The 11,767-nt window shown below is 73.7% G+C and carries 11 protein-coding genes and 1 pseudogene; 7 read left to right on the top strand and 5 right to left on the bottom strand.

Features of this window, described 5'->3' with window-relative positions; genetic code table 11:
• The first annotated feature begins 278 nt into the window (after nt 1–278).
• From NPS70_RS20945 to NPS70_RS20930, 4 genes and pseudogenes are all read left to right on the top strand, one after another.
• The gene (locus NPS70_RS20945) at nt 279–962 is read left to right on the top strand and encodes a LuxR C-terminal-related transcriptional regulator (protein WP_256525887.1); all 684 of its coding nucleotides are present in this window, start codon (nt 279–281) and stop codon (nt 960–962) included.
• A 370-nt stretch (nt 963–1,332) separates the two neighbouring features.
• Nucleotides 1,333–1,464 (top strand): annotated as a pseudogene (locus NPS70_RS20940) (galactose-1-phosphate uridylyltransferase); the annotation flags it as partial.
• Nucleotides 1,465–2,430 carry a UDP-glucose 4-epimerase GalE gene (galE, locus tag NPS70_RS20935; protein WP_256525886.1) on the top strand — a complete coding sequence of 322 codons (966 nt, stop codon included), beginning with the start codon at nt 1,465–1,467 and terminating at the stop codon, nt 2,428–2,430. It abuts the pseudogene before it with no gap.
• A 366-nt stretch (nt 2,431–2,796) separates the two neighbouring features.
• Entirely contained in the window at nt 2,797–3,555 is a 759-nt protein-coding gene (locus NPS70_RS20930) for a response regulator transcription factor (protein WP_256525885.1), read from the top strand.
• Here NPS70_RS20930 and NPS70_RS20925 read toward each other — a convergent pair.
• Nucleotides 3,517–4,011, bottom strand: coding sequence for a MarR family winged helix-turn-helix transcriptional regulator (locus NPS70_RS20925; protein WP_256525884.1), 495 nt, complete (start codon nt 4,009–4,011; stop codon nt 3,517–3,519). The two genes, NPS70_RS20930 and NPS70_RS20925, sit on opposite strands and share 39 nt — an antisense overlap.
• 132 nt (nt 4,012–4,143) lie before the next feature.
• Here NPS70_RS20925 and NPS70_RS20920 point away from each other — a divergent pair, with 132 nt between their 5' ends.
• Together NPS70_RS20920 and NPS70_RS20915 are read left to right on the top strand one after the other, a co-directional pair.
• Nucleotides 4,144–4,965, top strand: coding sequence for a trans-aconitate 2-methyltransferase (locus tag NPS70_RS20920; protein ID WP_256525883.1), 822 nt, complete (start codon nt 4,144–4,146; stop codon nt 4,963–4,965).
• Nucleotides 4,965–5,327, top strand: coding sequence for a VOC family protein (locus tag NPS70_RS20915; RefSeq protein ID WP_256525882.1), 363 nt, complete (start codon nt 4,965–4,967; stop codon nt 5,325–5,327). The genes NPS70_RS20920 and NPS70_RS20915 overlap by 1 nt, the downstream gene beginning before the upstream one ends.
• A gap of 87 nt (nt 5,328–5,414) precedes the next feature.
• On the opposite strand, the gene NPS70_RS20910 is transcribed toward NPS70_RS20915, so the two are convergent.
• Both NPS70_RS20910 and NPS70_RS20905 read right to left on the bottom strand, forming a co-directional pair.
• On the bottom strand, nt 5,415–6,098 hold the full coding sequence (locus NPS70_RS20910) for a TetR/AcrR family transcriptional regulator (RefSeq protein ID WP_256525965.1): 684 nt from the start codon (nt 6,096–6,098) through the stop codon (nt 5,415–5,417).
• Entirely contained in the window at nt 6,098–7,147 is a 1,050-nt protein-coding gene (locus NPS70_RS20905) for a fatty acid desaturase (protein ID WP_256525881.1), read from the bottom strand. The genes NPS70_RS20910 and NPS70_RS20905 overlap by 1 nt, the downstream gene beginning before the upstream one ends.
• Nucleotides 7,148–7,461: 314 nt before the next feature.
• On the opposite strand from NPS70_RS20905, the gene ppc reads away from it, so the two are divergent.
• Nucleotides 7,462–10,191 carry a phosphoenolpyruvate carboxylase gene (gene ppc / locus NPS70_RS20900; RefSeq protein ID WP_256525880.1) on the top strand — a complete coding sequence of 910 codons (2,730 nt, stop codon included), beginning with the start codon at nt 7,462–7,464 and terminating at the stop codon, nt 10,189–10,191.
• A 162-nt stretch (nt 10,192–10,353) separates the two neighbouring features.
• On the opposite strand, the gene NPS70_RS20895 is transcribed toward ppc, so the two are convergent.
• Nucleotides 10,354–11,094 (bottom strand): LPXTG cell wall anchor domain-containing protein, encoded by a 741-nt coding sequence (locus NPS70_RS20895; RefSeq protein WP_256525879.1) that lies wholly within the window; start codon nt 11,092–11,094, stop codon nt 10,354–10,356.
• 194 nt (nt 11,095–11,288) lie between these two features.
• On the bottom strand, nt 11,289–11,759 hold the full coding sequence (locus NPS70_RS20890; protein WP_256525878.1) for a hypothetical protein: 471 nt from the start codon (nt 11,757–11,759) through the stop codon (nt 11,289–11,291).
• Nucleotides 11,760–11,767: the final 8 nt, after the last annotated feature.

Here is an 11,767-nt window from a genome sequence, read left to right as displayed (position 1 = left end):
CCGCCGTCCGTCCGCCGACCGCGGACGCGGCGGGGGACACACCCCACGGGCCCGGCCCGCCGTTCCGCGGCGGCCCGGGCCCGCGGCGTCCCGGGGCACCGGGGCGCCCCCGGCGGGGGGCCGACGGGCTCCCCGGGCGGTCCGGTGCGCCGGGAACGGGCCGCTCCGGGCACCGGATCCACGGTGATCTGCGGTGATCGGCGGGCGCCCGGCGGTGCGAGCGTGTAGCTTGCCGGGGGTCAGGAGGGCCGGGGGGTCCGCTCCGACGGGGAGGGTTGATGGGCGTGCGGCTCATCGTGGTCGACGACCACAGACTGCTCGCCGAGGCTCTCGCCTCGGCGCTGAAACTGCGTGGGCACCGGGTGCTCGCCGCGGCCGCTCCGGCGGCCGGGGCGGCGGACCTGGTCGTGGCCCGCGCTCCGGAGGTGTGCCTGCTGGGCACGCAGGCGCCGGCGGCACCGGGGGCGTTCGACCCCGTGGTGCGGATCAAGCGCGAACGGCCCCAGGTGGCGGTGGTCGTCCTGGGGCCGGTGCCCAGCCCGCGGGGCATCGCGGCGGCCTTCGCCGCCGGGGCCTCCGGGTACGTGCGCCACGACGAGCGGATCGAGGGCGTCGAACGCGCCCTGCTGAAGGCGCGCGCCGGTGAGGCGGCGGTGGCCCCGCTGCTCCTGCACGGGGCCTTCGCCGAACTGCTGAACCCGGCGGCCCAGCCGGACGACGAGGGCCAGCGGCTGCTCGCCCTGCTCACCCCGCGCGAGGTCGAGGTGCTGGTGCGGGTGGCGGAGGGCGAGGACACGCGCCTGATCGCGGCGGGGATGGGCATCGCCCCGAGCACCGCCCGGACCCATGTCCAGCGGGTGCTGATGAAGCTGGGGGTCGGCTCCAGGCTGGAGGCGGCCGCGCTCGCGGCCCGCACCGGCCTGCTGGACCGCGCGGCGCACGCGGCGTCCGCACCCGAGTAGCGGGGCGCGCTCCGGCAGCCCCGCCGCGCCCGGCCCGTGCGGTGCTGCCGGAGCCGTCCCAGCCCGTCCGAGCCGATCGGCACGGGGACGGCCGCGGCACCGCGCGGCACCGCGCGGACCATGCGCGCCGATCCCGACGGGGACGACGGGGCGGAGCGGAGGCGCCCGCGTACGCCCGCGTGGCCCAGCGCACCGGCCGGTCAGGGGGCGCGCGGGCTCCGCGGTACGCGCCACCGGGTTCCTGTGCGCCCCGTGCGCCTCCGCCAGCTCCCCGCAGCCCCGGCCGCCCCGTGTATCCCCGCCGCGCGGCACCGGTCCGGCCCGTGCCCCTCGGGCCGGGTGCCCCGCCTCGGGAGCCCTTGCGCGACGTGAGCTCTTCACCGGCCGACGCACTAACGGCAAGCTGAAGTTCCTCGCGGGTTCCGAGTCCGGCATGAACGTGTTCACCAACGACGTGCCGCCGGAGCCGGCGGCCGTGCGACTGCGAGAGGTAGCGAGCTAAGTGAGCAAGAAGTACCTGGTCACGGGCGGTGCGGGCTATGTGGGCAGCGTGGTCGCCCGGCATCTGCTGGAGGCCGGACACCGCGTGACCGTGCTGGACGACCTCTCCACCGGGTTCCGGGAGGCCGTGCCGGACGGGGCGGAGTTCACCGAGGGCCGCGTCCAGGACGCCGCCCGGTGGCTGGACCCCTCCTACGACGGTGTCCTGCACTTCGCCGCGTTCTCGCAGGTCGGCGAGTCGGTGGCGCACCCGGAGCGCTACTGGTCCAACAACGTCGGCGGCAGCATGGCCCTGCTGGACGCCATGCGCGCCGCTGAGGTGCGCACCCTGGTGTTCTCCTCCACCGCCGCCACCTACGGGGAACCCGAGACCACCCCCATCACGGAGTCCGCCCCGACCGCCCCCACCAGCCCCTACGGAGCCTCCAAGCTGGCGGTCGACCACATGATCTCCGGGGAGGCCGCCGCCCACGGACTGGCCGCCGTCTCGCTGCGCTACTTCAACGTGGCCGGCGCCTACGGGGAGTGCGGGGAGCGGCACGACCCCGAGTCCCATCTCATCCCGCTGGTCCTCCAGGTGGCCCTCGGCCGCCGCGCGCACATCTCCGTCTACGGCGAGGACTACCCCACGCCCGACGGCACCTGCGTGCGCGACTACATCCACGTCGCCGACCTCGCCGAGGCGCACCTCCTCGCCCTGGAGGCGGCCGCGCCGGGCGAGCACCTGGTCTGCAACCTCGGCAACGGCAGCGGCTTCTCGGTGCGCGAGGTGATCGAGACCGTCCGCGAGGTCACCGGACACCAGGTCCCCGAGCTGGCGGCGGAGCGCCGCCCGGGCGATCCCGCGGTGCTGGTCGCCTCCGCGGAGGCCGCCCGCAAGCGCCTGGGCTGGCGGCCCTCCCGGACGGACCTCGCCGGGATCGTCTCCGACGCCTGGGACTTCGCCCGGGCGAGGTCCGGGGCCTGAGCCCGTGAGGGCCCCGGCCCGAGCCCCCGCCGGGCCCCGGCCCGAGTGCGGGCCGGGCACCGGGCCGGGGCCGCCGCCGACGGCCGCCGGGGGCGGAAGGCGTCGACTTGCGTCGCATTCCGAACACCCGCCACACCCGGAACACCGGGCGCGATCAGTTCTGCAAAAGGGCTTCCGCCGCAGCCCACCGTCCGTACTCTGATGCACACGCCGGTGGGGGCCGGTGTTGTTCAGGGGGCGAGACCGTCGGATACGGCGCCCCGGGCGGGGTATCACTCAGGGCACGGCGGCGGCCGGGTCCTGCGCCACTCCCTTCCCGGGCGCCGTGCCCGCGCAGCTCCGTCCTCCCCGGCACTGGGGGTGCTTGTGGTTCGTATCCGGGTTCTGGTCGTGGACGACCACCGAATCTTCGCCGAGTCGCTCGCCGCGGCTCTCGCCGCCGAGCCCGACGTCGAGGTCGCCGCGGCCGGCAGCGGCCCTGCCGCGCTGCGCTGCCTGGAGCGCGCGGCGGCGGAGGGACGGCGCTTCGACGTCATGCTGGTCGACGCCGACCTGGGCATACCGGCCGTGCCCGCACCGCGGGCGGTCGGCCGCTCGGACGAGGGGGCCGTGGACGGCATCTCGCTCGTGGCGGGAGTGCGCTCGCACCGAATCCCGGTGCGTTCCGTGGTCCTCGCCGAGAAGGACGACCCCGCGCGCGCCGCGCTCGCCCTCCAGGCCGGTGCCTCCGGGTGGATCGCCAAGGACTGCTCGCTCCAGCGGCTGCTGGCGGTGATCCGCGGGGTGCTGCGCGAGGAGACCCATCTGTCGCCGACCCTGCTGACCGGGGTGCTGCGCGAGCTCACCGCGGCGCGCCGGCACCGCACCGAGAGCGAGCGGCTGGTCGAGTCGCTGACTCCGCGCGAGCGGGAGGTGCTGCGGTGCATGGTCGCGGGCCTGGGGCGCAAAGCCGTCGCCGAGCGCCTCTTCCTGTCCCCGCACACCGTCCGCACGCATATGCAGAACGTGCTGGGCAAGCTCGGCGTGCACTCCACGCTGGCCGCGGTCGCCCTGGCGAGGCGGGCGGGTGTGGGGCCGGCCGACCTCTCAGGGGAGGTTGTCGAACGGGGCGGTCAGCTGGCGTAGCAGCCCGGCCAGCTCGGCGCGCTCGGCGCGGGAGAGCCGGGAGAGGATCGCCCGCTCCTGGGCGAGCAGCCCCGCCAGCGCCTGGTCGGCACGGTCCCGGCCCTCGGGCGTCAGCCGCACCAGGACACCGCGCCGGTCGCTCGGGTCGGGCAGCCGCTCGACCAGGTTCTTCTTGGCCAGCCGGTCGATGCGGTTGGTCATCGTGCCGGAGGTGACCAGGGTCTGCGTGAGCAGCTGCCCGGGGGAGAGCTGGTAGGGGGCCCCGGCGCGCCTCAGCGAGGTCAGCACGTCGAACTCCCACGGCTCCAGCTGGTGCTCGGCGAAGGCGATCCGCCGGGCGCGGTCGAGGTGGCGCGCCAGGCGTGAGACGCGGCTGAGTACCTCGAGCGGTTCCACGTCGAGGTCGGGGCGCTCGCGGCGCCAAGCTGCGACCAGTCGATCGACCTCGTCCTCCATGGCGATCAGTGTAGAGGGTCTGTCGACATGAAGTCTCTTGACGTCAAGATATATTTCCCGTGAGTATGGGGCAGGGTCGGGCCGGAACGCCGTCCGCTCGGCACCTTTCTTTCCTGCAAGGGGGAACGATTCATGCATTCCGTACCCACCTGGGATCCGGAGCAGTACCTGCGACACGCCGGACACCGCAGCCGTCCCTTCCTCGACATGCTGGGGCGGATACCCCATCTGCCCTCGGGCGGGCGGCCCCCGCGGATCGCCGACATCGGGTGCGGCCCCGGCAATGTGACCGCCCTGCTGGCCGACCGCTGGCCGGACGCGCACATCACCGGATTCGACGTCTCGCGGGAGATGCTCGCCCAGGCCCGCAAGGACCACGAGGGCGCCACCGCGGGCGGGGGGATGATCGACTTCCGGCAGGCGGACGCCGCGCACTGGACCCCGGAGGAGCCCTACGACCTGATCGTCTCCAACGCGGCCCTCCAGTGGGTACCGGGCCACCCCGAGTCCTTCGCCGCCTGGATCGAGGGCCTCACCCCCGGCGGAACCCTCGCCTTCCAGGTCCCCGGCAACTTCACCTCGCCCAGCCACGCCCTCCTCGGCGAGCTCTGCGACGCGCCCCGCTGGCGCGACCGCCTCGGCACCCACGGCCGCCGCTACGTCCACATCCTGGAGCCCGGGGACTACCTGGTGCGCCTCGCCGACCTCGGCTGCGACGCCGACGCCTGGGAGACGACCTACTACCAGCTGCTCGGCGGCGAGGACCCGGTCCTGGACTGGGTCAAGGGCACGGCCCTGCGCCCGGTGCTCACCGAGCTCGCCGACGACCCCGCCGCCGCGGAGCGGTTCCTCGGCGAGTACCGGGACCTGCTGCGCGCCGCCTACCCCCCGGGCCCGCACGGCACGGTCTTCCCGTTCCGGCGCATCTTCGCGGTCGCCCGGAAGGTCTCCTGATGCTCGCCGCCGTCGACCACGTCCAGCTCGCCGCGCCCCCCGGCTCGGAGGGCGCCCTGCGCGCCTTCTACACCGGGGTCCTCGGCATGGCGGAGGTACCCAAGCCGCCCGCGCTCGCCGCCCGCGGGGGGTGCTGGTTCGCCCTCGGTGCCGTCCGGCTCCACCTCGGCGTCGAGGAGGACTTCCGGCCCGCCCGCAAGGCCCACCCCGGACTGCGCGTCACCGGGATCGGGGCCTTCGCCCGGCGGCTGGAGGCCCGCGGGGCGAAGGTCGTGTGGGACGACCACCTGCCGGGTCACCGGCGCTTCTACTCCGAGGACCCCGTGGGCAACCGCCTGGAGTTCCTGGAGCCCGACGCCTGAGGCCGCGAGCCCCCGCCGGGGCCGGCCGCCGCGGCACGCACGGCGCCCCGCCGCGGATCCGCGGCGGGGCGCCGTGCACCGTCCGGCTCAGCTCTTCCGGTGGCCTATCAGCCGGGGCTTCGGCTCCAGACCGTCGAGCCCGTGCCACGCCAGGTTCACCAGATGCGCCGCGACCTCGGCCTTCTTCGGCCGGCGGGCGTCCAGCCACCACTGTCCCGTGAGCGCCACCATGCCCACCAGCGCCTGGGCGTACAGCGGCGCCAGCTTCGGGTCGAAGCCGCGGTTCTTGAACTCCATGCCGAGGATGTCCTCGACCTGCGTGGCGATGTCACTGATCAGAGAGGCGAAGGTGCCCGTCGACTGGGCCACGGGGGAGTCCCGCACCAGGATGCGGAACCCGTCCGTGAACGTCTCGATGTAGTCGAGCAGCGCGAACGCCGCCTGCTCCAGCAGCTCCCGCGGATGCCCCGCCGTCAGCGCACCGGTGACCATGTCCAGCAACTGGCGCATCTCGCGGTCCACCACGACCGCGTACAGGCCCTCCTTGCCGCCGAAGTGCTCGTAGACCACCGGCTTGGAGACCCCGGCCTTGGCCGCGATCTCCTCCACCGAGGTGCCCTCGAAGCCCCTCTCCGCGAACAGGGTCCGGCCGATGTCCAGCAACTGCTCCCGGCGCTCGGCACCCGTCATCCGCACCCGGCGGGCCCGCCTGGCCGAAGGCCTGGTCTTCTCCGTGCTGCTGCTACCGCCGTCAATCGCCACGTCGTCCATCATGCCGCGTCGGCCGCGCCGCTCCCGCCGGGGGAGGACGTCCGGCGGGCGTCCAGACGGGACTGCTGGGGCCAGCGCACGTCGTACGCCCAGCCCGCCCGCTCGAACCAGCGGATCAGCCGGGCGCTGGAGTCGACCTGGCCGCGCAGTACGCCGTGCCGGGCGCTGGTGGGGTCCGCGTGGTGCAGGTTGTGCCAGGACTCGCCGCACGACAGCACCGCCAGCCACCACACGTTCCCCGAGCGGTCCCGGGACTTGAACGGGCGCTTGCCGACCGCGTGGCAGATCGAGTTGATCGACCAGGTCACGTGGTGCAGCAGGGCGACCCGCACCAGCGAGCCCCAGAAGAACGCGGTGAACGCGCCCCACCAGGACATCGTGACCAGGCCGCCGACCAGCGGCGGGATCGCCAGCGAGACCACCGTCCACAGCACGAACTGCCGGGAGATCCGGCGGAGCACCGGGTCCTTGACCAGGTCGGGCGCGTACTTGTGCTGCGGGGTCTGCTCCTCGTCGAACATCCAGCCGATGTGCGCCCACCACAGGCCCTTCATCAGGGCGGGCAGGGTCTCGCCGAAGCGCCAGGGGGAGTGCGGGTCGCCCTCGGCGTCCGAGAACCTGTGGTGCTTGCGGTGGTCGGCGACCCAGCGCACCAGCGGCCCCTCGACGGCCAGCGACCCCATGACCGCCAGCGCGATCCGCAGCGGGCGCTTGGCCTTGAAGGAGCCGTGCGTGAAGTACCGGTGGAAGCCGATGGTGATGCCGTGGCAGCCGATGTAGTACATCGCCACCAGCAGGCCGAGGTCGAGCCAGCTCACACCCCAGCCCCAGGCCAGCGGCACCGCCGCGAGCAGGGCGAGGAACGGCACCGTGATGAACAGCAGCAGCGCGATCTGCTCGATCGACCGCTTGCTGTCCCCGCCGAGCGTGGCGGAGGTCGTGGAGGAGGCTGTTCCGGCGGAGTCCCGGGGAGGGGCGCCGTCGGCGGACGCCGTGCCGGCGGATCGCGCCGTCGCGGCGTCGTCCAGCAGGTCGGGGCCAGTGGTCATGAGGATTCCCTGGGGGTGGGGGAAGGGGGACGTGAGGCAGGGCCTCCGGGCCGCGGACCGGTCGGGGTCCCGGGGCCGGGGGCTCTGGGCCGTCCGGTGGATCGCGGCCATGGCTCTGATCCGCCGGGACGGCCCCGAGGCTACGGAACCGTAACCTACGGCGACGTAAGTATGGCAGTGCTCAGCATCACGGCAAGAGACCTGTGGACAACGTCGGGAAAATGGACACCTATCCTTGGGGACGTCGGACAGCGCGGTCCGCAAGCCTCCAGAACACCTCCAGACGTGCTCAAACACTGCAAGGAGCCGCACCTGTGAGCAGTGCCGACAAGACCCCTACCGCCTCGGCCGAGCTGCGCGCCGACATCCGCCGACTGGGCGACCTCCTCGGCGAGACCCTCGTACGGCAGGAGGGGCCCGAGCTCCTCGACCTCGTCGAGCGGGTCCGCGCGCTGACGCGCGAGGACGGGCGGGCCGCGGCCGAGCTGCTCGGCGACACCGATCTCGACACCGCCGCCAAGCTCGTCCGTGCCTTCTCCACCTACTTCCACCTCGCCAACGTCACCGAGCAGGTGCACCGCGGCCACGAGATGCGCGAGCGCCGCGCAGCCGAGGGCGGCCTGCTGGCCCGCACCGCCGACCGGCTGAAGGACGCCGATCCCGAGCACCTGCGCGAGACGGTGCGCAACCTCAACGTGCGCCCGGTCTTCACCGCCCACCCCACCGAGGCCGCCCGGCGCTCGGTGCTGAACAAGCTCCGCCGGATCGCCGAGCTCCTGGAGAACCCGGGCATCGCCGCCGACCGGCGCCGCCACGACCTCCGCCTCGCCGAGCACATCGACCTCATCTGGCAGACCGACGAGCTGCGCGTGGTCCGCCCGGAGCCCGCCGACGAGGCCCGCAACGCCATCTACTACCTCGACGAGCTGCACGCGGGGGCCGTCGGCGACGTCCTGGAGGACCTCGCCGCCGAGCTGGAGCGGGTCGGCGTCGAGCTGCCGCCCGGCACCCGGCCGCTGACCTTCGGCACCTGGATCGGCGGCGACCGCGACGGCAACCCCAACGTCACCCCGTCCGTGACCTGGGACGTGCTGATCCTCCAGCACGAGCACGGCATCACCGACGCCATCGAGGTCATCGACTACCTGCGCGGACTGCTGTCGAACTCCATCCGCTACGCGGGCGCCACCGAGGAACTCCTCGCCTCCCTCCAGGAGGACCTGGAGCGCCTGCCGGAGATCAGCCCCCGCTACAAGCGCCTCAACGCGGAGGAGCCCTACCGCCTCAAGGCCACCTGCATCCGGCAGAAGCTCCTCAACACCCGCGAGCGGCTCGCCAAGGGCACCCCGCACGAGGACGGCCGCGACTACCTCGGCACGGCCGAGCTGATCCGCGACCTGACCGTCGTCCAGACCTCGCTGCGCGAGCACCGCGGGGGCCTGTTCGCCGACGGCCGCATGGACCGCGTGATCCGGACGCTGTCGGCTTTCGGCCTCCAGCTCGCCACGATGGACGTCCGCGAGCACGCCGACGCCCACCACCACGCCCTCGGCCAGCTGTTCGACCGGCTCGGCGAGGAGTCCTGGCGCTACGCCGACATGCCGCGCGACTACCGGCAGAAGCTGCTCGCCAAGGAGTTGCGCTCCCGCCGTCCGCTGGCCCCCACCCCGGCGCCGCTCGACGCCGCGGGCGAGAAGACGCTCGGTGTCTTCCACACCGTCAAGCAGGCGTTCGAGCGCTTCGGCCCCGAGGTCATCGAGTCGTACATCATCTCGATGTGCCAGGGCGCCGACGACGTCTTCGCGGCCGCGGTGCTCGCCCGCGAGGCCGGGCTGATCGACCTCCACGCCGGCTGGGCCAAGATCGGCATCGTGCCGCTGCTGGAGACCACCGACGAGCTCAAGGCCGCCGACGTCATCCTGGAGGGCATGCTCGCCGACCCGTCCTACCGGCGGCTCGTCTCGCTGCGGGGCGACGTCCAGGAGGTCATGCTCGGCTACTCCGACTCCTCCAAGTTCGGCGGCATCACCACCAGCCAGTGGGAGATCCACCGGGCCCAGCGGCGGCTGCGCGACGTCGCGCACCGCCACGGCGTGCGGCTGCGCCTGTTCCACGGCCGCGGCGGCACCGTCGGCCGCGGCGGCGGCCCCTCGCACGACGCCATCCTGGCGCAGCCCTGGGGCACTCTGGAGGGCGAGATCAAGGTCACCGAGCAGGGCGAGGTCATCTCCGACAAGTACCTCATCCCCTCGCTGGCCCGGGAGAATTTGGAGCTGACGGTCGCCGCCACGCTCCAGGCGTCCGCCCTGCACACGGCGCCCCGCCAGTCCGACGAGGCGCTGTCCCGCTGGGACGCGGCCATGGACACCGTCTCGGACGCCGCGCACGACGCCTACCGCCGCCTGGTCGAGGACCCCGACCTGCCCGCGTACTTCTTCGCCTCCACGCCGGTGGACCAGCTGGCCGAACTCCACCTCGGCTCCCGGCCCTCGCGGCGCCCCGACTCAGGGGCGGGCCTCGACGGGCTGCGCGCCATCCCGTGGGTCTTCGGCTGGACCCAGTCGCGGCAGATCGTGCCCGGGTGGTTCGGGGTGGGCTCCGGCCTCAGGGCACTGCGCGAGGCGGGCCTGGACACGGTGCTGGCCGAGATGTACGGGAACTGGCACTTCTTCCGCAACTTCGTCTCCAACGTGGAGATGACGCTGGCCAAGACGGATCTGCGGATCGCCCGGCACTACGTGGACACGCTGGTGCCCCAGAACCTGCGGCACGTGTTCGAGACGATCGAGGCCGAGCACGCCCTGACCGTCGCCGAGATCCTCCGCGTCACGGGCAACGAGGAACTGCTGGGCTCCCAGCCCGCGCTGGCGCAGACCTTCTCCATCCGGGACGCCTACCTGGACCCGATCTCCTACCTCCAGGTCGCGCTGCTCAAGCGCCAGCGCGACGCGGCGGAGCGGGACGAGGAGCCGGACCCGCTGCTGGCGCGCGCGCTGCTGCTGACCGTCAACGGCGTCGCCGCCGGCCTGCGCAACACGGGCTGAGCGCCCCCGCCCGGCGCACCGCCGCCCCCGGCCCTGACCAGGGCCGGGGGCGGCGGTGCGTTCGGTCGCGCGGCGCGCGGGCCGGGGGCGCGGCCCCCGCGGACCGCTCCGCGGGGGCGCGTCGGGCCGCGGGCCGTGCGGGCCCGGCCGTCCGGCCCCGGATCAGCTCCGGGTCGCGGTGCGGCGACGGGCCAGCAGGTATCCGCCGGCGCCGACCAGCAGTGCGGCGCCCGCGGCCAGGGCGCCCACGGGGGTGCCGCTGCCGGTCTCCGCCAGGTTGCCCGAGGTGTCGTCACCCGGGACGGGAGCGGCGGACTCCGAGGACTCCGGTGCGGGCCCGGTTCCGCCGGGGGCCGGCTTGGTCTCGCCCGGAGTGGGCTCGGTCTCGCCAGGGGTCGGCTTGGTCTCGCCCGGAGTGGGCTCGGTCTCGCCAGGGGTCGGCTTGGTCTCGCCCGGAGTGGGCCCGGTCTCGCCGGGGGTCGGCTTGGTCTCGCCCGGAGTGGGCCCGGTCTCCCCGGGCTCGCACGCGGACTTGAAGACCTTGTGCTTGGCCTTGCCCTTCTCGCCCTCGAAGGTCCAGAAGAGCTTGTACTGCCCGTCGGCCAGCCGCATGTCCTCGGTGCGCCCGTGGCCCTCCTCGTCGAGGGTCAGGGAGCCGGACTCGACGACCGTGCCCTTCTCGAGGTCGTTGCCGGCCCAGGCCTGGATCTCCCAGTTCGCCTTCTGGCCCTCGTCGAACGTGAAGGCCGCGAGGTAGAAGTCGCAGACCTTGGGCTCGTTCTTCACCAGCTCCTGGCCGGTACCGGCTTCGTGGATCTTCACGGTGCCGTTGTCGCCCTTGGCCGCGGGCAGAGCCGCGTGCGCGGCCGGAGCCGCGAGCGCCGTGAGGGCGGTCGCCGTCATGACGGCACCTACGGGAAGGAATCTACGCATGGCAGTCCATCTGCAGAAGGGCCGTGGGGGGCAGCTCAGCGTCCTCGGGAACAGGGATGCCGGTCAAGTCACGTGAGCCCTCTTTCACCACAAGAGCCCCGTTTCCTGCCGATAGTCCTGCTAACAATCAGGTCAAGATGACTACGCGTCATGCTCCGGAGTGGTCAGAGCGCGAGGAAGGACGCCAGCAGCAGCAGGCCGCCCGCGGCCGCCGCGGCCCAGGCCGTACGGGTGAGCCGCAGCCCGGCGCCGATGACCGGGGAGGCCAGCAGCAGGGCGCCCCCGAGCGGCATCCAGGCCAGCAGGGCGCCCGCGGGTCCCGTGCGCAGCGCCTCGGTGGTGCCGGGGCGCAGCACCACGGAGAGGATCTCGCCCTTGCGCACGGCGACGGACTCCTCGATGGTCACACCCTCGCGGCCCGGGGCCGGCTCCTGGGGCGTGTACGGGCCCGTGCACACCTCGTCCGCGCACTGCCCGACCGACAGGGTGCCGTGCTCGCGGCCCTTGGAGAGCAGGATGTGCTGGGCGTCGCCCCAGGACGTCCAGAAGCCCGCGGCGAGCAGGAGCGCGGCGACGAGGCCCGTCGCCGCGGTGCGGGTGTGATCGAGTATCCGGCCGGAGGAGTTCCGCTTCATGGGGCGCG

The sequence above is a fragment of the Streptomyces sp. C10-9-1 genome, from assembly GCF_024497955.1.
GTDB classification, from domain to species: Bacteria; Actinomycetota; Actinomycetes; order Streptomycetales; family Streptomycetaceae; genus Streptomyces; species Streptomyces sanyensis.
The sequence above is the reverse complement of the archived record's forward strand: the minus strand, read 5'-3'. Positions and strand labels throughout refer to the sequence as shown.

Coding starts and splice junctions, on each gene's coding strand:
- NPS70_RS20945 (WP_256525887.1), top strand. CDS start 279: ATGGGCGTGCGGCTCATCGTGGTCGACGACCACAGACTGCTCGCCGAG.
- NPS70_RS20925 (WP_256525884.1), bottom strand. CDS start 4,011: ATGGAGGACGAGGTCGATCGACTGGTCGCAGCTTGGCGCCGCGAGCGC.
- NPS70_RS20920 (WP_256525883.1), top strand. CDS start 4,144: ATGCATTCCGTACCCACCTGGGATCCGGAGCAGTACCTGCGACACGCC.
- NPS70_RS20915 (WP_256525882.1), top strand. CDS start 4,965: ATGCTCGCCGCCGTCGACCACGTCCAGCTCGCCGCGCCCCCCGGCTCG.
- NPS70_RS20910 (WP_256525965.1), bottom strand. CDS start 6,098: ATGGACGACGTGGCGATTGACGGCGGTAGCAGCAGCACGGAGAAGACC.
- NPS70_RS20905 (WP_256525881.1), bottom strand. CDS start 7,147: ATGACCACTGGCCCCGACCTGCTGGACGACGCCGCGACGGCGCGATCC.
- NPS70_RS20895 (WP_256525879.1), bottom strand. CDS start 11,094: ATGACGGCGACCGCCCTCACGGCGCTCGCGGCTCCGGCCGCGCACGCG.
- NPS70_RS20890 (WP_256525878.1), bottom strand. CDS start 11,759: ATGAAGCGGAACTCCTCCGGCCGGATACTCGATCACACCCGCACCGCG.